Source organism: Pseudodesulfovibrio karagichevae (genome assembly GCF_041414475.1).
In the GTDB taxonomy this organism is placed as follows: domain Bacteria; phylum Desulfobacterota; class Desulfovibrionia; order Desulfovibrionales; family Desulfovibrionaceae; genus Pseudodesulfovibrio; species Pseudodesulfovibrio karagichevae.
The window spans coordinates 36796-60832 of record NZ_JBGLYH010000001.1; the positions used below are offsets into that span (position 1 = coordinate 36796).

A 24037-nucleotide genomic window follows, 5' to 3' on the forward strand; every position below is an offset into this window, starting at 1 on the left:
TTATCCGGCGGCACGCTCCGTTTCGCACAGGGCGATGTCGGCGGCCTCCTCCATGGACGTCACGTAACGGATGTCCAGCCCCTCGACCACCTCGTCCTCCACGGACCTGACCGCCCCCTCGCAGCCCTGCGGCAGGATGACTACGGGTATGCCCGCGCTCCGGGCCGCCATGAGCTTTTCGCGGATGCCGCCCACGGGCAGGACCTCGCCGAGCAGCGACAGCTCGCCGGTGGAGGCCACGTCCTGACGCACCGGCCGCCCGGTGAGCAGGGAGAGCAGCGCGATGGTGATGGCCACGCCCGCGCTGGGCCCCTCCTTTGAAACCGCGCCCGCCGGGATGTGCACGTGGATGTCCGAGGTGGCGTAGAACTCCGGGTCGATGCCGAAGGTGTCCGCGTGGCTGCGGCAATAGCTCAGGGCCGTCTGGGCCGACTCGCGCAGGACCTCGCCCAATGAGCCGGTCAGGATGAGCTGCTTGGCGCCGCGCATGCGCGCCGCCTCGATGAAGATGATCTCGCCGCCGATCTCGGTCCAGACCAGACTGGTGGCCAGGCCGACCCTGGGCTTGGCCTGGGCCGGGGTGGAGGTGTACGGCGGCGCGCCGAGCAGTTCCTGCAACATGGCTTCGTCCACGGTGACCGCGCCCAGCCCCTCGGAAAGGACCTGCTTGGCCAGCTTGCGGCACAGCGAGGCGATCTGCTGGCGGAGCCTGCGCAATCCGGATTCGCGGGCATAGCCCTGGATGAGCCGGACCACGGTCGCGTCCGGGATGGACACCAGCTTTTCGTCCAGGCCGTGCTGGGCCAGGACCTCCGGAACGAGGTAGCGAGTTGCAATCTGCAACTTCTCCCCCGGCGTGTAGCTCGGAAACTCGATGACCTCCAGCCGGTCGCGCAACGGGGCCGGAAGACGCTCCACCCCGTTGGCCGTGCAGATGAACAGGGCGTTGGACAGGTCGAACGGCAGCCCGAGGTAATGGTCCACGAAGGCGGTGTTCTGTTCGGCGTCGAGCATCTCCAGCAACACCGAGGTCGCGTCGCCCTGAAAGTCCTGGACCGCCTTGTCCACTTCGTCGAGCATGATCACCGGATTGCGAGTGCCGACCTTGCGCAGCCCCTGGATGATCCGGCCGGGCATGGCCCCCACGTAGGTTCGCCGGTGCCCGCGCAGCTCGGCCTCGTCGCGCAGCCCGGCCAGGGACAGGCGCATGAACTTGCGCCCCAACGCCTCGGCGATGGCCTTGCCGATGGAGGTCTTGCCCATGCCCGGAGGGCCGGTGAAGCAGAGCACGAAGCCGCGCAGGTGCCGGGCCCGCAGGCTCTGCTCCCACAGCTCGGCCACGTACTGGCGCAGCTTGGTCAGGTTGACCGGCTTGCCCAGGTACTGGTCCGCGCCCCGGCGCATGGCGTCCACGGCGGTCTTCACCGTTGCATAACCGGTGATCATGATGACCTTGGTGTCGGGCCAGCGTTTGCGCAGGACCTGGAGCAGCTCCATGCCGTCCATGCCCTCCATCTTGAGATCCGAGACCACGATGTTGGCCGGTTCGCGCTCCATGGCCGCGACCGCCTCCAGCCCGTTGCCCACGGCCTCCACCTCGTAGCCGTCGGCCTGGAACACGATGGTCAGATTCTCGCGGGCGATGAGCTCGTCGTCCACCAGCAGGATGCGCGGATTGCGCCGGGCGCACAGGCTTTTTACGGCCAGAAACTCGAGGATGCGGTCCTTGACCCGTTGCAATCCGTAATGGCGGGCACTCAGCACTTCCTCGGCCCGGGTGATGTCCAGATTGTCGCGGGTGGCCGTGTTCCACGGCAGGGAAAGGACGACTTCCAGGAAATTCAAACTGATGGCGTACTCAGGCGAGGCCGGGTCCAGATTGTCCATGCGGTCGCACTCGGCCCTGGCAGCGTCCAGTATCTCGGGGGGAAGACCGGCGGATTCCACCTGTCCGCGCAGGGAGTCGTGGGCCGATGCAGGGGGCGGCAATGGCCGCGATGCGGGCGTTTCCGCCGCTGCGGGCGCCGCTTCACTGGGAATGGAAGACCTACGTTTGCCGAACCAACCCATGACCGTTGCCTCCTGCTGACCTGCTGGAAGGAGATACATCTCCTTTTCACAAGCGTTGAAGTCATATTGCCCTATAATAGTTACCTATCACGCTACTTTGAACTTGTTAAGGTTGCAATGCGCAACATCGGCCATTTTCGCCCCGCCCCGGATCGGGCCGACTTTTTCCGAGGGCTGTTTTTCTTGCAAAGCGGACCATAACCCAATGGCATACCTGCTTTTCAAACCGCACGCACCGCACCGCGACCCAAATCAATTCATGGGAAAAGAAGCCCTTTTCCCGCCTCAAGTCCCCGCTTCCGTCTTTCGGCCGCCGCACCGTTGCATCATGCATCACCATCGAAAACAACCGGATCGCGCCATATAGCCATTTTCTCGCTTAAAACCCATGGCCCAGCGTTGCAAATAGCATCATACTGAGTGCCACTACAAGGTTCGTTTTTTGAGTATCCCTTATTTTTCAGATGGTTAACAGAGTTTCCGCGCTTGGCATGTGTTTTGATTCACAAGCCTGGATACAGGGGCGAAAAAGCAATCTCCAAACCTGCAGCAAGGAGTATGACATGGCCCTCTTCAACTCAGTCAAGCGAGTGGTGGACAGGCATTATGCGGCACAGGCCGCGGCGAACTGCAACACGTGCAGTGTGGGCACGTGGGTTGTCTGCCATGAGAATCATTTATTGGAGAAATCGGGAGGCTCTTCGATGAAGGCATTTTTCAAGCGTATCACCGGAACCCGCCGCGAAACCGTCACCCCCGCGCCTGCCGCCGCCACGGCGGCCGCCGAGTGTGTCTGCGGCGAAAAGCAACAGTGCAAGATTCTCATCGTCTGCAAGGGCCAGGAGTTTTCCCGCGGCATCGCGGACTACGCCGTGGACATGGCCTGCAAGACCCGCAGCTCCCTGGTGGCCCTGAACATCGACGAGTCCGGCAGGGACTTCGACGGGTTCCGCAGCCAGGCAGAGCGCAACATCGAATACTTCAACGCCAAGGCGGCCAACGCGGGCCTGACCTTCCGGCACGAGATCCAGCAGGGGGACGAGAACGCCATCGTCGCCCGGATGCACGAAAAGGACCCCAGCTTCCGTTACGTCATGGACGACTCCGCAGCCGTCTGCAAGAACAGGAGCAGCATTCCCGTGTACACCCGAGCTACGTTGCGGGCGAAATAACCACGCCCGCAACGTAGAAACCTCACGTTTCCCAAGGACGCAAAATGACCCCAGAGATCATAACGGTTCTGGCCGTTCTCGTATTCGCCGTACTCCTCTTCATCTTCGAATGGGTCCGCGTGGACGTGGTCGGCATCATCATGATGGTGCTCCTGCCCCTGCTTGGCCTGGTCACTCCTAAACAGGCCATCAGCGGACTGAGCAGCAACGCCGTCGTTTCCATCATCGCAGTCATCATCATCGGCGCCGGGCTGGACAAGACCGGCGTCATGAACTCCATGGCCAGGGTCATCCTGCGCTTCGCCGGCAAGAGCGAATCGCGGATCATGACGCTCATTGCGGGCACCGTGGCCATCATATCGGGCTTCATGCAGAACATCGGGGCCGCGGCCCTGTTCCTGCCCGCGGCCAAGCGCATCGGCAACCAGACCGGCGTGCCCGTCGGCCGCCTGCTCATGCCCATGGGCTTCTGCGCCATCATCGGCGGCTGCCTGACCCTGGTCGGCTCCAGCCCGCTCATCCTGCTCAACGACCTGATGGTCGTGGGCGGCAAGAAGTACGACGCCTTCGGCCTGTTCAGCGTGACCCCGGTGGGCCTGCTGCTCGTCGCCGCCGCGCTGATCTACTTCATCCTGCTCGGCCGGTTCATCCTGCCCGCCAGGTCCGAGGACGAGAGCTCCGGCCCCATGTCCTCGATCCTGACCGGCACCTACAACAACGTCGGCTCCCTGTTCGAGCTGGCCGTACCCGCCGACTGGACGAACGACAGCTCGCTCAAGGCCCTGGACCTGCGGCCCATCTACTTCTGCACCCTGGTGGCCATCTGCCGGGAGAACGGCAAGCAGCACATCTTCGCGCCCCTGCCCGACGAGATCATCCGGCCCGGCGACCAGATCGTGGTCGTGGGCCCGGAGGAGTTCGCGGGGCATATGGCCGAGGACCTCGGCTGGGAGCTCAGGCCCGAACTGACCACCTTCGCCGAGGAACTGTCCCCGAACAACGCGGGCATCATGGAGGGCATCGTCACCCCCCGCTCCGAGTTCATGGGCAAGACCATCGCCGAACTGCGCATCCGCGAACGGTTCCAGGTCTCTCCCCTGGCCATCTTCCGGGGCGAAAAGATCTTCGTCAGCGGGCTTTCGGACATCATCATCGAATCCGGCGACGCCCTGCTCCTGCACGGCCGCTGGGAGATGTTCCACATGCTCAAGGGATTGCCCGACCTGGTCTTCACCGAGACCGTCAAGGGCGAGCTGCTGCGCACGGACAAGGCCAAGATCGCCCTCATGTGGCTGGCCGTGTCCCTGGTCATGATCCTCGGCTTCCACGTGCAGCTGTCCATCGCGCTTTTGACCGGCGCGCTGGGCATGGTCCTGACCAAGGTCCTGACCATCGACGAGGCCTACCAGTCCGTGGACTGGATGACGGTCTTCCTGCTCGGCGGGCTCATTCCGCTGGGCATGGCCTTTGAAAACACCGGCGCGGCCAAGTTCATCGCGGACAGCATCATGGCCGCCCTGGGCACGCCGTCCGCCCTGGTCCTGCTCACGGTCATCGGCATCCTGACCTCCTTCTTCACCCTGGTGGCCTCCAACGTGGGCGCCACCGTACTCCTCGTCCCGCTGTCCATGAACATGGCCCTCAATGCGGGCGTGGACCCCAGGGTGGCCGCCCTGACCGTGGCCGTGGCCGCGTCCAACACCTTCGTTCTGCCCACCCACCAGGTCAACGCGTTGATCATGCGTCCGGGCGGGTACCGCACCATCGATTATGTCAAGAGCGGCGCCGGGATGACCGTGCTCTACATGGTTGTCATGCTATCCGCCTTGATGCTATTCTACTAATCGCCGACGGGGCGCCGGTAGTGCTTACCGGCGCCCTTTTTTGGTGATTGAGGAACTGGCCCCTATAACCCTTAGCCCGCAAAGGATTTTTTCATCGACGCAACGCCTCGGCCCGGCTGAACCATTGTTCGCCGACACGGCCGCTCGGGGCGTTTCGCCGTATTGAAGGAGAGAATCGAATGAAGACACCGTTGTCGAAAACCTTTGTCGAAACATTTCTCGGGAACGCCCCGGGATGGTACAAGCTGACCATCATCGGCTTCCTCGTGCTCAACCCCGTGCTCATTCTCACGGTCGGCACGTTCATAGCCGGATGGGCTCTTATCGCTGAATTCATCTTCACCCTGGCCATGGCGCTCAAGTGCTACCCGCTGCCCGCAGGCGGCCTGCTGGCGCTGGAAGCCGTGATCATGGGCATGACCTCGCCCGAGACCGTGTATCACGAAGCCCTGAAAAACTTCGAAGTCATCCTGCTGCTGATCTTCATGGTCGCGGGCATCTACTTCATGAAGGACTTCCTGCAGTTCACCTTCACCCGCATCCTGGTGCGCGTCCGCTCCAAGAAGGTCATCGCCCTGCTGTTCTGTCTGGCCGGCGCCTTCCTGTCCGCCTTCCTGGACGCCCTGACCGTGACCGCGGTCATCATGGCCGTGGCCTTCGGCTTCTACAACGTCTACCACCGCTTCGCGTCCGGCATCGGCGCGGCGGACAGCCACGACCTGGTCAACGACGAAAGCGTCAAGGATACCAGCCGCGAGGAACTGCTCGAGTTCCGGGGCTTTTTGCGCAACCTGATGATGCACGGCGCGGTCGGCACCGCGCTCGGCGGCGTGTGCACCCTGGTGGGCGAGCCGCAGAACCTGCTGGTGGGCGGCGAGATGGGCTGGCACTTCGTGCCCTTCTTCCTGCACGCCATGCCCGTGACCATGCCGGTCCTGGTGGTCGGCCTGCTGACCTGCCTGGCCGTGGAGCAGTTCCACATCTTCGGCTACGGCTACCAGATGCCCGGCAACATCCGCTCCTTCCTGCTGGAAACCGCCGTGCAGATGGAGGAGAAGCAGGGCCAGAAGGGCAAGCTCAAGCTGGTCATCCAGGCCCTCACCGGCATCTGGCTGGTTCTCGCCCTGGCCTTCCACCTGGGCGCCGTCGGCCTCATCGGCCTGTCGGTCATCATCCTGCTGACCGCCTTCACCGGCATCACCGAAGAGCATCAGCTCGGCCACGCCTTCGAGGAGGCCCTGCCCTTCACCGCCCTGCTGGTGGTCTTCTTCTCCGTGGTCGCGGTCATCCACTCCCAGGAACTGTTCGCCCCGATCATCGAATTCGTTCTGAGCCTGAAGGGCCAGGACCAGCTGGCGGCCTACTACGTCGCCAACGGCCTGCTCTCCTCCATCTCGGACAACGTCTTTGTGGCCACGGTCTACATCTCCGAGACCAAGCTGCACTTCATCAACATGTTGGGCGCCATTCCCCATATCGGCATGACCGGCCAGGCGCTCATGGACAAGATGACGGATCCCCACATCGCGCGGGCCGACGTGCTCGCGACGCTCCCCCAGGATGCGGCGATGCAAGTCAAGGAAGTCATGGAGCACCTGGACAAGCTGGCCGTGGCCATCAACACCGGGACCAACATCCCGTCCGTGGCCACCCCCAACGGCCAGGCGGCCTTCCTGTTCCTGCTGACCAGCGCGCTCGCGCCGGTCATCCGCCTCTCCTACGGGAGAATGGTCATGCTGGCCCTGCCGTACACCATCACCATGTCCATCACCGGGCTGATGGCCGTGTACGCCTTCCTCTAAGCCGTTAGAAAAGCACAGCTGATACATAAGGGCTCCCGGAATGATTCCGGGAGCCCTTTTTGCCGTCATGCGGCAGCAGATTCCGGCGGTGGAGCCGCCGTCGCCTACTTCAGCTCGCGGTCGGCGTATTCGAAATAGCGCCCCGGCTTGATGCAGAACTCGTGGTTGAAGAAGGTCGACGAAATCAGAAACTCGGCCGATGAGCGGTTGGAGGCCGTGGGGATGTTGTAGAGCACGGCCAGGCGCAGCAACGCCTTGACGTCCACGTCGTGGGGCTGGGGCTCCATGGGGTCCCAGAAAAAGAACAGGATGTCCACCTCGCCGTTGCTGATCATGGCCCCGAGCTGCTGGTCGCCGCCCAGGGGACCGGACTTGAGCCGCCGGACGCGCTTGTGCTCCCCGCCACCGTTCCAGCCCTCGTCCAGGAGCTCCTCCACCAGCCGCCCGGTGGTCCCGGTGGCGATCAGGCTGTGCGGGGCCAGGGCCTCGCGGTTGCAGTCGATGAAATCGAGCAGTTCGTCCTTGCAGTTGTCGTGGGCGACCACCGCTATATTCTTGATCCTGTCCATGTCGTCTCCGGGCTTGAGGTTGGGCGCGGGCGATGCCGTCGGCCACACTCCGTTCAATACCATCTGCGGGTACCGGGAACAAGCCGGAGCCTTCGCCGAAAGACAGCCCCGATTTTTCCCGAACCGTCTTGACGCGAACCCGGCTGATAGTTACCATTCCCGCTATATATGGATACCGTGCGTAATCACTTTTGGACAATATAACAACAACATCCCGACGAACCGCACGCGAGCGGTCCGCCACGGCGATGCAAAGGAGAGAACCATGGCTACCAAGGAAGAACGGCGCGAGAAAGTCATTGAGGTCTTGAACCAGGCCCGGTCCATGGAGCTGCAGGCCATCCATCTGTACATGAACCAGCACTACAACCTGGACGACATGGACTACGGCGAACTGGCCTCCAACATGAAACTGATCGCCATCGACGAGATGCGCCATGCCGAGCAGTTCGCCGAGCGGATCAAGGAGCTGGGCGGCGAGCCCACGGACAAGAAGTCCAAGAAGGTGGAACGGGGCCAGAAGATCGAAGTCATCTACGGCTACGACTCCACCGAGGAAGACGACACCATCGACGCCTACAACCAATTCCTGCTGGTCTGCCGCGAGAACGGCGACTCCATCAGCGAAAAGCTGTTCGAAACCATCATCGACGAGGAGCAGGCCCACTTCAACTACTTCGACAACGTCAAGAGCCACATCGAGAAGCTGGGCAACACCTTCCTGTCCCGCATCGCCGGCACCCCCTCCTCCACCGGCCTGGCCGATCAGGGCTTCGTCATCAACGCCCAGAACTCCCAGAACGCCTAGGCGTTCCGCCGCTGGACAACCGAAAACAAAGGCCCGGCCAGTCGAAACTGGCCGGGCCTTATTGTTGTCGTATTGCGCGTGAAGCCTAGTCGCGGATAACCGATTTAATGTTCACGAATTCGCGGATACCGAAGGAGGACAGTTCGCGGCCGAAGCCGGAGCGGCGGATGCCGCCAAACGGCATGAGCGGGTCGCTGCGGACCAGGCCGTTGACGACCACCTCGCCCGCCTCGATGCGCCGGGCCAGTTCAAGGCCGCGCGCGCCGTCCCCGGTCCACACGGAGCCGCCCAGGCCGAACGGGGTGTCGTTGGCCATGGCCACGGCGCGGTCCTCGTCCCCGGCCCGGAAGACCAGGGCCACGGGGCCGAAGAACTCTTCGCGGCAGACCTCGGCGTCAAAGGGCGCGTCCACAATGATGGTCGGGGGATAGAAGGCGGCGTCGCCCTCGGGCAGGACCCCGCCCTTGACGACCCTGCCGCCCGCCGCCGTGCAGCGCTCCACCTGGCTGTGCAGGTCGGCGCGCAGGCCGGTGGAGGACATGGGGCCGATCACGGTGTCCTCTTCCATGGGGTCGCCCATCTTGAGGGCGTCCATCTCCCGGCCCAGGGCCGCCAGAAACTCGTCGTAGACCTCGTCCGCCACGATGAACCGCTTGGCCGCGATGCAGGTCTGCCCCGCGTTGGCGCAGCGGGACATGGCCCCGACCTTGGCGGCCTTGGCCACATCCGCGTCGGCCAGGACCACGAACGGGTCGCTGCCGCCCAGCTCCATGACGCACTTCTTGAGACGCGCCCCGGCCGCGGCAGCGACCTTGCTCCCGGCCCCCTCGCTGCCGGTCAGGCTCACGCCGATGACCGAGTCGGCGTCCAGCACGGACTCCACCTGGCGCGCCCCGATGAGCAGGGTGCGGAAGACATTGTCCGGGAACGCGGACTCGCGGAAGGCGGACTCGATGGCCAGGGCGCACTGGGGCACGTTGGAGGCGTGCTTCAGGACCACGGTATTCCCGGCCATGAGCGTGGGCGCGGCCACGCGCAGGACCTGCCAGAAGGGGAAATTCCACGGCATGACCGCCAGGACCGTGCCCATGGGGGCGAAGTCCACGTAGGCCTCCTGCCCGCAGCCGGAGACCGGCTCGGACGCGAGCATGGCCTCGCCGTTTTTCGCGTAGAACTCGCACACCGCCGCGCACTTGAGGGCTTCGGCCCGGCCGAAGCTCACGGGCTTGCCCATTTCCTCGGCCATGATGGACGCGTACTCGTCGGCCCGGGCCCGGAGCACCCCGGCCAGGCTGAGCAGGCACTCGGCCCGGCGGGCGAAATCGGTGTTCTTCCAGGACGCGTACCCCTCGGCCGTCTCGCGCACGGCCTCGGCGGTCTGTTCCGGGGTGAATTCGTCAAATTGCTTCGTGATCTTGCCGGTCAACGGATTGAGGCTCTGCAGGGACATTTTCTTCTCCGAAAATAGGGTTGAAACGCTCCGAAACAGGCGTGTGGAGCGGGATAACCGGTATCCAATGAATGCGGATTGCCGCCAGGGCGGATGGTGCATCCGGCGCAATTCCGGGCTTATGTCAGATCACCATGGTTGTCCAGCATCAAGTCCTCCAGGACATGATCCCCCTCGGGGACGCGAGCCGTCGCGGAAGCGTTCCAACCGCCCTTTGGGCTGGACAAACGGGCCGGATTCGTTGAATCTGTGTACGCTCAAACCACGGCTCGGACGGCGGACCGGGCAGACAAGGACATCCCATGAAAATACAAAAGGTATTGGTCTCCGGAGGTGCCGGGTACATCGGCACCCACACCTGCATTGAGCTACTGAGCGCCGGATACGACGTGATCTGCGCGGACAACTTCAACAACAGCTCGCCCGTGGCCATGGAGCGGGTGGAACGGATCACGGGCACCGCCATCCCGGTGCACCGCATGGACTTCTGCAATCTCGACGAGGTTCAGGCCCTGTTCCGCGAGGAAGCCATCGACGCGGCCATCCACTTCGCCGGGCACAAGGCTGTGGGCGAATCCGTGCAAAAGCCGCTCATGTACTACGAGAACAACCTGCTCAGCCTGATCAACCTGTGCAAGGTCATGGGCCGGGGCAAAGGCAGGAACATCGTCTTCAGCTCCTCGGCCACGGTCTACGGCCTGTCCGACAAGCTCCCCCTGACCGAGGAGACCCCGACCAGCGCCTACAGCCCGTACGGCCGCACCAAATTGTACATCGAAGAAATCCTGAAGGACCTGCATGCGGCAGAGCCGGGCTGGAACATGTCCGTGTTGCGCTACTTCAACCCGGTGGGCGCGCACCCCTCGGGGCTCATCGGCGAGGACCCCGCGGACATCCCCAACAACCTCATGCCCTACATCGCCCAGGTGGCCGTGGGACGTCTCGAGAAGCTGAGCATCTACGGCGACGACTACGACACCCCGGACGGCACGGGCGTGCGCGATTTCATCCACGTGGTGGACCTGGCGAGGGGCCACGTGGCCGCCCTGCGCAAGCTCGAGGAGGAGCCCGGCTACATGATCCACAACCTGGGCACGGGCAAGGGATGCAGCGTGCTCGAACTGGTCCACGTCTTCGAACGGATCAACAAGGTGCCCGTCCCCTACGAGGTCGTGGCCCGCCGGGCCGGAGACGTGGCCGTCAACTACGCCTCCACGGACAAGGCCCGGATCGAGCTCGGCTGGGAGGCGACCCACACCATCGAGGACATGGTCCGCGACACCTGGAACTGGCAATCGAAGAACCCCAACGGATACCGGGACGCGGACGGGTAACGGACGCGTCCCCGAACGGTCCGGCACCGCTGCTGTCCGGAATTTCCGAACATGTGATCCCGGCGGACGGCGACGTCCGGCCCGGAATGGCGGAGGGTGGCCGAGGGCGGGCGTGGTCCGCGCATGCCGTCATGTGGTGTGCGCGGCCAAGCAGCCCATTCCCTTGGGATTGAAAACGCTGCGGGATGACGCGCACGCAGGCCAAAAGCCGCGCCCGACGCGCATCGCGAAAGCAAGACATAAGGCCGCGCAGCCGCCACGCCAGGGCGGCCGCCAACCAACAAAGCCCTAGCAGGGCTGCCCGGCCCCGCGCAATGCCATGGATTTTCGCTGCGACGCGATTCGGTTCGGTAACGGACCGGCAATACGCCTATGCGGAATAATACTGCATCATGGCGTCCACCGTTGATACCGTCTCAGGGTTGGAGCCTTCGAACACCCCGACCATGGACACGTCCCTGTCCACCTTGTGGCGGAGCCGCCGACAATAGAACGACACGGTCTGCGAGAGGTGAGGCAGGGTGAAGAAAACCTCAAAAAATGAAGATGTTGACAACTTTTCCGCCAATTCAGGGGGAATATCCTTGAAGGATATCCGCAATCCGCCCTGGGAAATGTCGTCCACCACGACCGGATAACTCCGCATCTCCCTGTCGGAAAACTTTACGCATGATATCGCGGGAAGTGACACATCCACCCTGGCATAGCGCCTCCGCTCCTTGCCATTCATGGTCCAGTCACGGCAGATGAAATCTTTCAGGCTCCCCTCGACGATGCTCGAAACATACTGGGAACAATCCACCCCTTCCGCTTTGGCCTTGCGCTTAAGTGCCTGAAAGTTCTCACTATCCATGTCGAAGCATACTTTCACCGATTCAGACATCTTTTCAACTACCTTAGGACGTATCGTGCCGTGTGTGGGGCGGTTCCCCCCGGAGCCCCATTCCAATGCCGCAACAATTCACCATTTTTTGCAATAAACATACCGAATATGTCACCGGGGGGTCACCCTCCCGTCACGCCGGCCCCGACGCGGACCCGGGGTCGCGCCACGCCTTGATCCGACCATGAATTGTCGAATGATACGATGGAACTATGCTTCCTCACCCTGCCTGCGCCAGGGAAAAAAGGCTCCCCCGCCACCCGGCCGCAACATCCCCTGGTCACCCGGCATCGGGAAAACCCTTACAAAGTGTCTGGCAATCCGACAGCGAAACAGGAAAAGGCCATCATCCCGCAATCATGACGACGTTTCAGCCTGTGCGGCCGCTGGAGCTGGCATATATCGTGGAAATGTGACGGGAAAATGACCAAGCCTCACCCGGGACCGCCTGGTAGGGTACACCGAGCGGGCATCCCCGGGGACCACCGGGACCGGAGCGGACTACATGAGAAAACGCTGGATGCGCGGATTGTCCTCGGACTCGTCCGAGACCTGGACGCCCACTTCAACCGGGTCGTCGAGGAGGATGCGCCGGGGCAGACATTCCAGGGTCGCCACGGAGTCGTCCACCTGGAAGGTCACGCTCAACCCTTCGATCTGCTTGAGCATACCGGCAAAAACATGCCCTTTATCCATGAATTCCAACAGCATACCTTGGCAGGAGATGTTCCGGATCTGAACGGGAAAGACCATGATTTCTCCGCAGGACTTCAGCACCTGGACAAGGCCAGGGATCATGACGGGCCTGCGCGGAGCCCCCCGTCTCTCTGGAGCATCCGGACCGTCTTCGGCCGTGACGCCCCGTTCGAACGTCCCCAGCCGGTTGACGATCTCCGTGAGCGCCGCGCCATCCTTCACGGCAACATGCATCCGCTTATTGATCTTGTAGCTGTACATAAAAAAATTAAAGCAAAATTCGCGCCAGACAACACATCCGGTTCAATAAAAATAAAACGGCCGTCCGGAAGGCATCAGTTGTTTTTCAGGGACAGGTTGTGCTTACTCAGCAGCTCGTACAGCCGGGCGCGGGAAAGGCCGGACAGCTTGCAGGCCGTGGAGATGGAGGAATCGCTCAACTGGACCAGCCGCTGGAGGTAGACCTGCTCCATGGCGTCCACCGCCTCCTGCCGGGCCGTCTTCATGATCGGGAACTCCTCGGGCGTCATGGGCAGCGAGTACAGGCCCGGCACCACGTTGACGCCCTGCTGCGGCTCGTCGTTTTCCCCCATGTCCTGGAACACCCGGCGCATGCGCAACTGCTGGGGAAGATGATAAATATTCAGGTACTTGGAGAAACGCGCCTTTTGCAGGGAGACGTGCAGGACGTTGACCAGTTCGCGCACGTTGCCGGGCCAGTCGTAGAGCCGCAGGGTCTCGACGAACTGGGGATCGACCTCCTTCTCCTCCATGCCGTTTTCCTTGCAAAGGGTCGGCAGGTAATGCCTGGTCAGCATCTCGATGTCGCCGTTGCGCTCGCGCAGAGGCGGCAGCTCGATGATGAAGCTCTGGAGCCGGTAATAGAGGTCGCTGCGGAATTCGCCCCGGGCCACCATCTCCTCGAGGTTCCGGTTGGTGGCCGCCACCAGCCTGAAATCACTGTAGACTTCCTTGCTGGAACTGAGCGGGCGGAAGGTCTTCTCCTGCAGGACGCGGAGCAGGGATTTCTGGATGCCCAGGTCCAGGTCGCCGATTTCATCCAGGAACAGGGTACCCCCGTGAGCCAGGTGGAACAACCCCTTGCGGTCCTGGTCCGCTCCGGTGAAGGACCCCTTGGCATGGCCGAACAACAGGCTCTCGGCCAGGGTCGAGGGGAGGTTGGTGCAGTCCACCACGATGTACCGCTTGTCCTTGCGGTCGCTGTTGTTGTGCAGCGCCCGGGCAAAGAGTTCCTTGCCGGTCCCGGTCTCGCCGGTGATGAGCACGTTGCCGGTGCCCTTGGCGGAGATGGCCAGCCGCTCGAGGCACTGGTTGAGGGCGGTGCTGTCGCCGATGATCTCGTCGCGGACCAGAGTGTCGGTCTGCTCTTTCTGGACTGTCTTCTGCTGCATCAGGTTCTGGATGACCTGGCGGAAGCGGTCCTCCTTGATGGGCTTGACCAGGTAGTCCTTGACCCCGGCGGCAAAGGCCTGGGAGATGCAGTCGGTGTCCGACTCGCCGGTGAGCATGACGATGTCCACGTCGGGATCGAGTTCGGTCAGACGGGGAATATGGCTCAGCCCGCTTCCTTCGTGCAGGTTGAGATCCAGGAAGATGATATCGAAATGACTGCTCCTGAGGAGCGTCAGTCCTTCGATCCCGGAGTATACGCAATGGCAGTCGTAGCCCATCTTCTTGATGATGGACTCGACGGCGGCGCACTGAAACGGATCGTCATCAATCAGCAGTATCTTACCCACGGAAGGTTCCACTCCAATATTCCTTGTCCAAGACGTGCGGGCTGCTCTCAAACGGACAACGGACAAAAGTTGGCCATTCTATACATAGGCGCATTTTTTCTGTCCATAGGGGAATCTCCCGTTTCCGTTTTTTCCGGACAGGAACAAGCCGCACGGATAAAAGCCTCATAATGACACGCTTTCAGCATACCCCCCTTTTCCGATTTTTCAAGACTTACCGGATTTATTCTCGCAGGAACATGCGCCGGGGCCGGATATCCGCGCCGGGAGCTTCCCCCGGCGACGCAAAAAAACCGGGCAATCCGCAGACTGCCCGGCTGGTTGTTACCCAGGATATGGTGAGAATCAGAGGGAACGCCTTCTCTTGCGGGCGTAGAACAGCATCCCCAGGCCACCGAACCCGAGCAGCAGGAAGGTGGAGGGCTCGGGAGCGGGAACGAGGGATTCGCCGAAGAGCACATCATTGCCGCAGGTCATGGCGAACCCGTAGGTGAACGCGTCGTTGGAGTATTGGGAAAGGTCGAGGCTGAAACCAGACCAGACCGAAAGGCCGGGGTGATCCTCCGAGACACGCCAGTACTGCCAACCGGAGAAATCCACGACCTCCCCCTCGGCGCCATCGCCAATGAGAGCCTGGACAGGATGACCATACCGGCCTTCGTAACCCCAGGGCCAGTAAGACTTCTTGTATTCATCGGTCCAGTCCTCGGAGGCCTTGTCGCCGTACCCCAGGCTGACGGAATACAGCTGATAGGAATAGCTGACCCCACCCCAACAGCTCTTCTTGATCTCATTATGAAGGACATAATCCCAGACCTTGTCCTGATTCAGATCGAAGAACCAATCGCCAGGCATAACCTCCCAGCTGGTACTTGCATAATTCAATTCGATTCCGACCAGGGTGTGGCCTTCATAAACGAAATTCCCGCCGGTCAGGTCCGGCGTCCCGATGACGTCGAGATTGTCTTGCTCAACCCATCCGCTGCCCCGAACATACGTGTAGCGGTCGTTCCCGAATCCTTCCCAATAGTTCGCGTTATCTTCGAACGCCACGGAGTAAGCCAGGGCGAACGGAGCCTGCAGCAGGCATATGACGAACAGAGCTAAGGCGAAAAAGCGTTTCATAGTTATCCCCCACGTTGATTCCCCGTTTAATTCTGCCGCGGTATTGCACAAATCATGCCGTTGCCGTGAAACGCGGATTTTGAGGCATAGAAGGGTAAGGAAATGTCATTTTACTCGACATTTTGTCGAACTCCCTTACAATTTATGTCGTTTCGAGCATGATCGCATTGAGCTTACCCCTAGGAGGTGGCCAAGACCATTTTTTTATCGATAATGAACGGGTTATCTCGGCATCACGGCGAGGCTCCGGGCCGCGGCAACCCGGCTGAAAAGAGCGAGAATAATTATTGGTTGCGCCTTTACACTTCATTGTGGATACTTATTTAGATGAGAATGACCAACCCACAATTGTGAAAGGAGCTATATCATGGTTGAAAGAACCGGCATCATAACGTTTAAGGGCAACCCGCTGACCCTGATAGGCCCCGAGATCAAAGTCGGCGACACCGCTCCCGACTTCACCGTGACCGCCAACGACCTGTCGCCCGCCACCCTGGCCGACTTTTCCGGCAAGGTGCTCGTCATCGCCTCGGTCCCCTCCTTGGACACCCCCGTGTGCGACATGGAAACGCGCCGCTTCAATACTGAAGCGACCGCCCTGGGCGACGACGTGAAAATCCTGACCGTCAGCATGGACCTGCCTTTTGCCCAGGCGCGCTGGTGCGGCGCGGCCGGAATCGAGGCCGTGCAGACCCTGTCCGACCACGCCCAGGCCTCCTTCGGCGAGAACTGGGGCGCGCTGATCAAGGAACTGCGCCTGCTGACCCGCGCGGTCTTCGTGGTGGGCAAGGACGGCAAGATCGCCTACGTCCAATACCTTAAGGAGATCACCGAGGAGCCCGACTACGAGGCAGCCCTCAAGGTGGTCCGCGAATTGATCGGATAATCCGGCATCCGCGCACTGCGCACGAAATCCCGGCCCGGAAGAGTGTCTTCCGGGCTTTTTTTGCGCCCATGCAAGGGGATTCGGCCGCGAAAACGCCCCGCCCCTGCCCGGACAGACGGGTCGCATGCTTCGTCTCGGAGGGGGTTGCATGGGAAGACGTCTTCGTATATCAATAAATCTTGATATACGGATTTAAATGCAACAGTGTGCATTGAAAGCGCACCGTCCCCTCAACCCCAGCATGTTGGATACGCCATGAAGATCATCGACCGCCTCCAGGACAACGGCCCCTTTCTCTCCCTCGAATTCTTTCCGCCCAAGGAGCGCGAACAGTGGCCGCGCTTCTTCTCCCTGGTGGAGCGGCTGGCCGGGCTCGACCCGCTGTTCGCCTCCGTGACCTACGGGGCCGGGGGGTCCTTTCAGGACAACACCCTCGACATCGTGGCCGAGATGCACAGACGGTTCGGGCTGACCGTCATGTCGCACCTGACCTGCGTGGGCGCGGAGAAGCGGTCCATCGCCGAGTACGTGGACCGGCTCCTGGAATCGGGCATCGGCGACGTCCTGGCCCTGCGCGGGGACATGCCGGGCGGCGATCCGGACGCGATATGGAAAGATTTCCGACACGCCTCGGATCTGGTGGAGTTCGTCAAGGCGGGCTGGCCGGAAATGGGCGTGGCCACGGCCTGCTATCCCGACGCCCACCCCGAGTCCCCGTCCATCGACGACGACCTGCGCTGGACCTGCCACAAGTTCAACGCGGGCTCGGACTTCGCCGTGACCCAGCTCTTCTTCGACGTGCGCCGCTACCGCGACCTGGTCCGCAGGCTGGCGTCCCGGGGCGTGACCGATCCCGTGCTGCCGGGCGTCCTTCCGGTCCTGAGCATGGCGTCCCTGAACCGCATCCTGTCCCTGTGCGGGGCGAACATCCCGCTCAAGCTCTATCTGGAGCTCCAGGAGGCCGACCGGGCCGGGGGCGACGAGGCCGTGCGGCGCAGGGGAATCGAGATCGCCCGACGACAGATCCGCGAACTGCTGGACCTGGGAGCACCCGGCATCCATCTGTATTCGTTGAACAACGCAGACGTCTGCCTGGACATCCTGTCGGGCCTCCCGGAGTTCGGGGGCTGAGCCGGGAGGACAAATTCCGGCGAATGAGCCTTGCGGTCTCTCCGGGCTTGCGATAGCTTCCAACTCGTCACGATGTCCTTCAGGTGGCCCCCGGGCCATAACAGGGAATCCGGTGCGAAGCCGGAGCGGTCCCGCCGCTGTAATCCCCCATGAAGGTCCGGTCCGACAGCCACTGCCGCGAGGCGGGAAGGCGGGCCGGACGGGGAGAGCCAGAAGACCTACCTGAAGCGTTTCCTGCCGGATGCGGATCGCGGAACCCGCATGCGGACAAGAATGATGCACACACGATAACCGTCGCCGGGTTCGCGGTTCCGCCGCGAGACCGTTCATCGGCGACAGCGCAGGCAGTTTCACCGCGGCCGCACCTCCGGTGCCGTCCGGCCCTCCGCATTGCCTGCAAGAGATTTACATGCCCAGCAAGATTCTCAAACGCGACGGCTGCGTCGAAACCTGGTCCACCAAACGCATCGGCAACGCCATCTTCAAGGCCCTCAAGGGCAGCGGCATCAAAGACCCGCTGCTGGCCGACCGGCTGGCCGGCAAGGTGGCCAAGAAGCTCAAGGATGTGGACATCCCCGAGCAGGAACAGGTTCAGGACATGGTCCAGGAGGTCCTCATGGAGGCCCGCCTGTACAAGGTGGCCGAACGGTACATCATCTACCGCGAAAAGCGGCGCGAGCTGCGCTCCCAGGACGAGGCGTTCCTGGACATCGCCAAGGTGACCGACGGCTATCTGGACAACCTGGATTGGCGGGTCAACGAAAACTCCAACATGACCCACTCCTTCCAGGGGCTGATCCTGCACATGGCCGGTTCGGTCCAGGCCCGGTACATGCTTGAGAAGTACCCCGAGGAGGTCCGCCTGGCGCACACCCACGGCTACTTCCACATCCACGACCTGTCCTTCGGCCTGGCCGGATACTGCTCCGGCTGGTCCCTGCGCGACCTGCTGCTCGAAGGGTTCAACCTGCGCGACCGCTGCTCGTCCAACCCGGCCAAGCACTTCGACGCGGCCTGCGGCCAGATGGTCAACTTCCTCGGCACCCTGCAGAACGAATGGGCCGGGGCCCAGGCCTTCAACAACGTGGACACCTACCTGGCCCCGTTCATCCGCAACGACGGCCTGAGTTACTACGACGTCAAACAGCAGATCCAGAAGCTGCTGCACAACCTCAACGCCACGTCGCGCTGGGGCGGGCAGTCGCCGTTCACCAACTTCACCCTGGACTTCGTGCCGCCCGCGCACATCGCCAAGGAGGCGGTCATCATCGGCGGCCACCTCCAGGACTCCACCTACGGCGAGTACGCCGAGGAGATGGCCATGTTCAACCGCGCCTTCCTGGAGGTCATGCTCGAGGGCGACGCGGACGGACGCATCTTCTCCTTCCCCATCCCCACGTACAACGTGACCAAGGACTTCCCCTGGGAGTCCGAGGAAGGCAAACTGCTGCTCAAGATGACGGCCAAGTACGGCGCGCCCTACTTCCAGAACTTCATCAACTCGGACCTCAACCCCGAGGACGTGCGCTCCATGTGCTGCCGCCTGCAGATGGACCTGCGCGAGATCCGCAAGAAGACCGGCGGCCTGTTCGGCGCGGGCGACCTGACCGGCTCCATCGGCGTGGTCACCCTGAACCTGCCCAAGCTGGCCTACCTGGCCCACAACGAAGAGGACTTCATGGACCTGGTCGCCGAGTACGCCAAGCTGGCCTCGGAGTCCCTGGAGTTCAAGCGCAAGGTGGTCCAGAAGAACCTGGACGCGGGCATGTTCCCGTTCTCCCGGCGCTACCTCAAGAACGGGTTCAAGGGCCACTTCTCGACCATCGGACTCATCGGCGGCCATGAGGCCTGCATGAACCTGCTGCACAAGGGGCTCGACACCCCGTCCGGCTCCCGGCTCATGCAGCGTGTGCTCAAGCTCCTGCGCCGACTCGTGGTCGAGTTCCAGGAGCAGACCGGCAACCTGTACAACCTCGAGGCCACGCCCGGCGAAGGCACCTGCTACCGCCTGGCCAAGATCGACAAGGAACTGTACGCCGACATCCACACCTCGGGCGACCAGACCCCGTACTACACCAACTCCACCCTGCTGCCCGTGGGCATCAGCTCGGACGTCTTCTTCGCCCTGGAGCACCAGAACGAACTGCAGACGCTGTACAACGGGGGCACGGTCTTCCACACCTTCCTGGGCGAGGCCGCCCCGGACGAGGAGAGCGTGAAGAACTTCCTGCTCAAGGCCATGAGCAGGACCAAGATCCCGTACATCTCGGTCACCCCGACCTTCTCGGTCTGCGAGGACCACGGCTACATCTACGGCGAGCACTTCAACTGCCCCACCTGCGACAAGGAGACCGAGGTCTATACCCGAGTGGTCGGCTACTACCGCCCGGTGGGCCGCTGGAACAAGGGCAAGCAGGAAGAGTACAAGGACCGCGTGGAATACTCGCAGCTGAGCTTCTGCACATCGGCCTGCGACCCCGCCTGCGAGCCCGTCGCCTAACCGGACGGAAAGACCATGATACTCGACGCCAACCAGCTTGCCTCCATCCGGCAGCACAACGACGAGGAACTGCGCCGGGGCAGCCGCGCCACGCACGGCTACCCCGCCCGCACCGTGCAGGACCTCCTGCACACCGTCGAGGCCCTGAAAAAGGAAAAGAGGAAGTGGAAGAAGCTGGCCCAGGACCGGGGCAAGACCCTCAAGGCCATCAGCGAGCTGGCGTCGGACCAGCCCGAGTGATCCCCGGACCGCGGCGTACCGCCTCACACAACAAAGGCCCGGCCTGCATGACGCAGGCCGGGCCTTTTCATTGCGCGGACGCTCCCGCCGGACGCCGGACAGGCGGCAGCCGGTCCCGGCTTGTCTTGTCACGTTTATCTTTTCTGTTTTCATGCATGAATATTGACACGTTTTTCTAATTAGTGTTATTTGGCGCAATCTTTTTCGAAACACGTACTCAAAGTGAGGAGTTCATGCACGTTTTCACCCAATGCCGTGCGGGCAGGCTGGTCCTGGCCGCACTGGCGGGCCTGCTGGTCCTGTGTACCCTGGCCGCTGCCCCGGCCCTGGCCAAGGACACGCTCACCCTGGCGGTCAAGGGCGAGCCGGACGACGGTTACGACCCCACCCTGGGCTGGGGGCGCTACGGCAACCCGCTGTTCCAGTCCACGCTGCTCAAGCGCGACGAGAACATGAACATCGTCAACGACCTGGCCACGGCCGCCGCCCTGTCCAACGACGGGCTGGCCTGGGACGTGACCATCCGTGAGGACGCCAGATTCTCGGACGGCTCGAACCTGACCGCCGAGGACGTGGCCTACACCTTCAACACCGCAGCCAACGCGGGCGGCAAGGTGGACCTGATCAACATGGACAAGGCCGAGGCCACCGGCAGATACGCCGTGCGCATCACCCTCAAGAAGCGCGACACGACCTTCATCAACCGGCTGGTCAGCCTGGGCATCGTGCCCAAGGCCCTGCACGGCCCGGGCTACGCGCGCAGGCCCGTGGGCTCCGGCCCGTACAGGATGGTCGAATGGAACGAGGGCCAGCAGATGATCGCCGAGATCAACCCGTACTATTACGGGAAAAAACCCTACTTCAAACGGCTGGTCTTCCTGTTCACCGACGAGGACACCTCCTTTGCCGCGGCCAAGGCGGGCAAGGTGGACGTGGTCGTGGTCCCGCAGGCCCTGGCCGTGCAGACCATCCCCGGCATGGTCCTCCATCCGGTCAAGAGCGTGGACAACCGGGGGCTCATGTTCCCCTGCGTGCCGGACGCCGGCAAGACCACGGACAAGGGCGCGCCCATCGGCAACAACGTGACCGCCGACATTGCCGTCCGCAAGGCCATCGACGTGGCCGTCGACCGCGAGCTGCTGGTCAGGGGCGTGCTCGAAGGATTCGGCCGCCCGGCTTACGGCCCCTGCGACGGCCTGCCCTGGGACAATCCGGAGAACGTCTTCAAGGACGCCGACCCGGCGGCCGCGCGCAAGATTTTGGCCGACGCTGGCTGGAAGGACACGGACGGCGACGGCATCGTCGAGAAGGACGGGGTCAAGGCCGAGTTCACGGTCATCTACCCGGCCGACCGAGCCATCCGCCAGTATCTGGCCCTGGCCGTGGCCGACATGCTCAAGCCCGTGGGCATCCACGCCGTGGTCGAGGGCAAGCGCAGCTGGGACGAGATCAAGCACCTGATGCACTCCGAGGTCATCGTCTTCGGCTGGGGCGCCCACGACCCCATCGAGGTCTACCAGCTGTATTCGAGCCGCCATGCGGGCGAGGGCTTCAACAATCCCGGATACTACAAGAACGCCAAGGTCGACGAATACCTGGACGCCGCCGTCGCGGCCGAGAGCTACGAGGCCTCCCTGCCCCTGTGGAAGAAGGCCCAGTGGGACGGCACCACCGGCAGCAACAGCCGGGGCGACGCGCCCTGGGTCTGGCTGGTCAACCTGGAGCACACCTACTTCGTCAGCGAGCATCTGGACGTGGGCGTCTCCCAGGTGGAGCCCCACGGCCACGGCTGGCCCGTGACGGCCAACATCCAGAAGTGGACCTGGAAAGACTAACCATCCATCCCCCGGGGCGCGGGCTGCCCGCGCCCCGGGATCGGAACGAGCCGCCATGCACGCCATTTCACCATCTTTCTGCCTGGGCAAGCTCGGGCGTTTGGCCCTGATCCTGTCGCTGGTCTCGGTCCTGGCCTTCACCCTGGTCTCCCTGTCGCCGGTTGATCCGGTGAACGCCTACATCGGCATCGACCGCATGCAGATAAGCCGGGAGCAGGAGCAGCGCATCACCGAGCGCTGGGGGCTGGACCGGCCCGCGCCCGAGCGGTTCGTCATCTGGGCGGGCCACGCGCTCCGGGGCGACCTGGGCCAGTCCATGATCTTCAACGAGCCGGTGACCACGGTCATCGGCAAGCGGTTCGTCACTTCGCTGTGGCTGATGGCCTCGGCCTGGCTGCTGTCCGGCCTGCTCGGCTTCGTCCTCGGGGTCACGGCCGGGACCAACCGCAATTCCCTGGCGGACCGCGCCATCCGCGTCTACAGCTACACCCTGGCCTCCACCCCGTCCTTCTGGATGGGGCTGGTCCTGCTGGCCGTGTTCTCGGTCTCCCTGGGCTGGACGCCCATCTGCGGCGCCACCCCGCTGGGCGTGTCGCCCGACGACGCCACCCTGTGGCAGCGGCTGCACCATCTGATCCTCCCGGCGGCCACCCTGTCGCTCATCGGCGTGGCCCAGATCGCCCTGCACACCCGCGAGAAGACCATCGACGCCATGAACAGCGAGTACGCCCTGTTCGCCCTGGCCCAGGGGGAAACGCGGAGGGGCGTGGCCTGGCGGCACGCGGTGCGCAACGTGGCCCTGCCCGCCGTGACCCTCCAGTTCGCCTCCCTGGGCGAGCTGTTCGGCGGCTCGGTCCTGGCCGAACAGGTCTTTTCCTATCCGGGGCTGGGCAAGGCCACGGTGGAGGCGGGCATCCGGGGCGACGTGCCCCTGCTGCTCGGCATCACCCTGTTCAGCGCCGTGTTCGTCTTTTCCGGCAACCTCATCGCCGACATCCTGTACGGCGTGCTCGACCCGCGCATCCGCATCGGCGCGGAGGAGGCCAGATGACCACCCTGACCGCCACCCCCACCCTGTCCGAACGCCTTCGCCATGCCGCCGGACGGCTCCGCCTGCTGGACGGCCGGGGCCGCGCCGCCTGGGTGCTGGGCCTGTGCCTGGCCTACTTCGCCGTCCTGGTGGCGGCCTCCCGGCTCATGGGCGACGCCGGGCTGGCCACGGATTTCCTGCACAAGAAGCTGCCGCCCTGCCTGGAATACCCCTTCGGCACGGACTGGCTGGGCCGCGACATGCTCGTGCGGACCATCAAGGGGCTGACCCGCAGTCTGGGCATCGGCCTGCTGGCGGCCACGGTCAGCTCCGTGGTTTCGGCCGTGCTCGGCACCCTGTCCGCGACCATGGGCAAGCGGACCGACGCGGTAGTGACCACGCTCATCGACCTGGTCATGGCCACCCCGCACCTGGTCCTGCTCATCCTGGTCTCCTTCGCCTGCGGCGGCGGGGCCACCGGGGTGATCATCGCCGTGGCCGTGTCCCACTGGACCCGGCTGGCGCGCATCATCCGGGCCGAAATCCTGCAACTCAAGCAGGCGGAATACGTCATGGTAGCGCGCAGGCTCGGCCGCTCCCCGTGGTGGATCGCGCGCAGGCACATGCTCCCGCACATCGTGCCCCAGTTCACCATCGGGCTGATCCTGCTCTTCCCCCACGCCATCCTGCACGCGGCCGGACTGACCTTCCTCGGCTTCGGGCTGTCGCCGCACAACCCGTCCATCGGCATCCTGCTGTCCGAGTCCATGCGCCACATCTCGACCGGCTACTGGTGGCTGGCCATCCTGCCCGGCCTGTCCCTGCTGGTCACGGTCAAGCTCTTCGACGTGCTGGGCAACGGCCTGCGCGTCATCACCGATCCCAAAACCAGCCAGGAGTAG

General features: G+C 63.2%; 19 protein-coding genes and 1 riboswitch. Of the genes, 12 read left to right on the top strand and 7 right to left on the bottom strand.

Going from position 1 to position 24037, the window contains the following annotated elements; all coding sequences use genetic code 11:
• Positions 1–2070: a S16 family serine protease gene (locus AB6M95_RS00150; RefSeq protein WP_371384699.1), complete on the bottom strand. Its 2070-nt coding sequence runs from the start codon at positions 2068–2070 to the stop codon at positions 1–3.
• 704 nt (positions 2071–2774) lie between these two features.
• Here AB6M95_RS00150 and AB6M95_RS00155 point away from each other — a divergent pair.
• From AB6M95_RS00155 to nhaB, 3 genes are all read left to right on the top strand, one after another.
• Positions 2775–3242, top strand: coding sequence for a putative universal stress family protein (locus tag AB6M95_RS00155; RefSeq protein ID WP_371384700.1), 468 nt, complete (start codon positions 2775–2777; stop codon positions 3240–3242).
• 44 nt (positions 3243–3286) lie between these two features.
• Positions 3287–5086 carry an SLC13 family permease gene (locus AB6M95_RS00160; RefSeq protein WP_371384701.1) on the top strand — a complete coding sequence of 600 codons (1800 nt, stop codon included), beginning with the start codon at positions 3287–3289 and terminating at the stop codon, positions 5084–5086.
• A gap of 179 nt (positions 5087–5265) precedes the next feature.
• The gene (gene nhaB, locus AB6M95_RS00165; protein WP_371384702.1) at positions 5266–6888 is read left to right on the top strand and encodes a sodium/proton antiporter NhaB; all 1623 of its coding nucleotides are present in this window, start codon (positions 5266–5268) and stop codon (positions 6886–6888) included.
• Positions 6889–6992: 104 nt separating this feature from the next.
• Here nhaB and AB6M95_RS00170 read toward each other — a convergent pair whose 3' ends face one another.
• Positions 6993–7457, bottom strand: coding sequence for a methylglyoxal synthase (locus AB6M95_RS00170; protein WP_371384703.1), 465 nt, complete (start codon positions 7455–7457; stop codon positions 6993–6995).
• A 265-nt stretch (positions 7458–7722) separates the two neighbouring features.
• Between AB6M95_RS00170 and AB6M95_RS00175 the strand changes: the two genes are divergently transcribed.
• The gene (locus AB6M95_RS00175; protein WP_371384704.1) at positions 7723–8265 is read left to right on the top strand and encodes a ferritin-like domain-containing protein; all 543 of its coding nucleotides are present in this window, start codon (positions 7723–7725) and stop codon (positions 8263–8265) included.
• 85 nt (positions 8266–8350) lie between these two features.
• Here AB6M95_RS00175 and AB6M95_RS00180 read toward each other — a convergent pair whose 3' ends face one another.
• A complete protein-coding gene (locus AB6M95_RS00180) occupies positions 8351–9715 on the bottom strand; it encodes an NAD-dependent succinate-semialdehyde dehydrogenase (RefSeq protein ID WP_371384705.1) in 1365 nt (454 codons plus the stop codon).
• Between the two features lie 302 nt (positions 9716–10017).
• On the opposite strand from AB6M95_RS00180, the gene galE reads away from it, so the two are divergent.
• On the top strand, positions 10018–11049 hold the full coding sequence (gene galE / locus AB6M95_RS00185; protein ID WP_371384706.1) for a UDP-glucose 4-epimerase GalE: 1032 nt from the start codon (positions 10018–10020) through the stop codon (positions 11047–11049).
• A 370-nt stretch (positions 11050–11419) separates the two neighbouring features.
• Here galE and AB6M95_RS00190 read toward each other — a convergent pair whose 3' ends face one another.
• The 4 genes from AB6M95_RS00190 to AB6M95_RS00205 form a co-directional block, all read right to left on the bottom strand.
• Positions 11420–11932 carry a PilZ domain-containing protein gene (locus AB6M95_RS00190; RefSeq protein WP_371384707.1) on the bottom strand — a complete coding sequence of 171 codons (513 nt, stop codon included), beginning with the start codon at positions 11930–11932 and terminating at the stop codon, positions 11420–11422.
• Positions 11933–12433: 501 nt separating this feature from the next.
• The gene (locus AB6M95_RS00195) at positions 12434–12685 is read right to left on the bottom strand and encodes a hypothetical protein (RefSeq protein WP_371384708.1); all 252 of its coding nucleotides are present in this window, start codon (positions 12683–12685) and stop codon (positions 12434–12436) included.
• 278 nt (positions 12686–12963) lie between these two features.
• Positions 12964–14388 (bottom strand): sigma-54-dependent transcriptional regulator, encoded by a 1425-nt coding sequence (locus tag AB6M95_RS00200; RefSeq protein WP_371384709.1) that lies wholly within the window; start codon positions 14386–14388, stop codon positions 12964–12966.
• Between the two features lie 345 nt (positions 14389–14733).
• A complete protein-coding gene (locus AB6M95_RS00205) occupies positions 14734–15513 on the bottom strand; it encodes a PEP-CTERM sorting domain-containing protein (protein ID WP_371384710.1) in 780 nt (259 codons plus the stop codon).
• 367 nt (positions 15514–15880) lie between these two features.
• On the opposite strand from AB6M95_RS00205, the gene tpx reads away from it, so the two are divergent.
• The 7 genes from tpx (at position 15881) to AB6M95_RS00240 (ending at position 24037) form a co-directional block, all read left to right on the top strand.
• Complete coding sequence (gene tpx / locus AB6M95_RS00210; protein ID WP_371384711.1) at positions 15881–16399, top strand: thiol peroxidase; 519 nt, start codon at positions 15881–15883, stop codon at positions 16397–16399.
• 255 nt (positions 16400–16654) lie between these two features.
• Positions 16655–17530: a methylenetetrahydrofolate reductase gene (locus AB6M95_RS00215; protein ID WP_371384712.1), complete on the top strand. Its 876-nt coding sequence runs from the start codon at positions 16655–16657 to the stop codon at positions 17528–17530.
• A gap of 64 nt (positions 17531–17594) precedes the next feature.
• A riboswitch (cobalamin riboswitch) is annotated at positions 17595–17770 on the top strand.
• A 169-nt stretch (positions 17771–17939) separates the two neighbouring features.
• On the top strand, positions 17940–20030 hold the full coding sequence (locus AB6M95_RS00220) for a ribonucleoside triphosphate reductase (protein WP_371384713.1): 2091 nt from the start codon (positions 17940–17942) through the stop codon (positions 20028–20030).
• Positions 20031–20045: 15 nt separating this feature from the next.
• Complete coding sequence (locus AB6M95_RS00225; RefSeq protein ID WP_371384714.1) at positions 20046–20270, top strand: hypothetical protein; 225 nt, start codon at positions 20046–20048, stop codon at positions 20268–20270.
• Between the two features lie 233 nt (positions 20271–20503).
• Positions 20504–22105 carry an ABC transporter substrate-binding protein gene (locus tag AB6M95_RS00230; RefSeq protein WP_371384715.1) on the top strand — a complete coding sequence of 534 codons (1602 nt, stop codon included), beginning with the start codon at positions 20504–20506 and terminating at the stop codon, positions 22103–22105.
• 55 nt (positions 22106–22160) lie between these two features.
• Positions 22161–23156: an ABC transporter permease gene (locus AB6M95_RS00235; RefSeq protein WP_371384716.1), complete on the top strand. Its 996-nt coding sequence runs from the start codon at positions 22161–22163 to the stop codon at positions 23154–23156.
• The gene (locus AB6M95_RS00240; protein WP_371384717.1) at positions 23153–24037 is read left to right on the top strand and encodes an ABC transporter permease; all 885 of its coding nucleotides are present in this window, start codon (positions 23153–23155) and stop codon (positions 24035–24037) included. Before AB6M95_RS00235 ends, AB6M95_RS00240 begins: the two co-directional genes overlap by 4 nt.

Coding starts and splice junctions, on each gene's coding strand:
- AB6M95_RS00150 (WP_371384699.1), bottom strand. CDS start 2,070: ATGGGTTGGTTCGGCAAACGTAGGTCTTCCATTCCCAGTGAAGCGGCG.
- AB6M95_RS00155 (WP_371384700.1), top strand. CDS start 2,775: ATGAAGGCATTTTTCAAGCGTATCACCGGAACCCGCCGCGAAACCGTC.
- AB6M95_RS00160 (WP_371384701.1), top strand. CDS start 3,287: ATGACCCCAGAGATCATAACGGTTCTGGCCGTTCTCGTATTCGCCGTA.
- nhaB (WP_371384702.1), top strand. CDS start 5,266: ATGAAGACACCGTTGTCGAAAACCTTTGTCGAAACATTTCTCGGGAAC.
- AB6M95_RS00170 (WP_371384703.1), bottom strand. CDS start 7,457: ATGGACAGGATCAAGAATATAGCGGTGGTCGCCCACGACAACTGCAAG.
- AB6M95_RS00175 (WP_371384704.1), top strand. CDS start 7,723: ATGGCTACCAAGGAAGAACGGCGCGAGAAAGTCATTGAGGTCTTGAAC.
- AB6M95_RS00180 (WP_371384705.1), bottom strand. CDS start 9,715: ATGTCCCTGCAGAGCCTCAATCCGTTGACCGGCAAGATCACGAAGCAA.
- galE (WP_371384706.1), top strand. CDS start 10,018: ATGAAAATACAAAAGGTATTGGTCTCCGGAGGTGCCGGGTACATCGGC.
- AB6M95_RS00190 (WP_371384707.1), bottom strand. CDS start 11,932: ATGTCTGAATCGGTGAAAGTATGCTTCGACATGGATAGTGAGAACTTT.
- AB6M95_RS00195 (WP_371384708.1), bottom strand. CDS start 12,685: ATGGTCTTTCCCGTTCAGATCCGGAACATCTCCTGCCAAGGTATGCTG.
- AB6M95_RS00205 (WP_371384710.1), bottom strand. CDS start 15,513: ATGAAACGCTTTTTCGCCTTAGCTCTGTTCGTCATATGCCTGCTGCAG.
- tpx (WP_371384711.1), top strand. CDS start 15,881: ATGGTTGAAAGAACCGGCATCATAACGTTTAAGGGCAACCCGCTGACC.
- AB6M95_RS00215 (WP_371384712.1), top strand. CDS start 16,655: ATGAAGATCATCGACCGCCTCCAGGACAACGGCCCCTTTCTCTCCCTC.
- AB6M95_RS00220 (WP_371384713.1), top strand. CDS start 17,940: ATGCCCAGCAAGATTCTCAAACGCGACGGCTGCGTCGAAACCTGGTCC.
- AB6M95_RS00225 (WP_371384714.1), top strand. CDS start 20,046: ATGATACTCGACGCCAACCAGCTTGCCTCCATCCGGCAGCACAACGAC.
- AB6M95_RS00230 (WP_371384715.1), top strand. CDS start 20,504: ATGCACGTTTTCACCCAATGCCGTGCGGGCAGGCTGGTCCTGGCCGCA.
- AB6M95_RS00235 (WP_371384716.1), top strand. CDS start 22,161: ATGCACGCCATTTCACCATCTTTCTGCCTGGGCAAGCTCGGGCGTTTG.
- AB6M95_RS00240 (WP_371384717.1), top strand. CDS start 23,153: ATGACCACCCTGACCGCCACCCCCACCCTGTCCGAACGCCTTCGCCAT.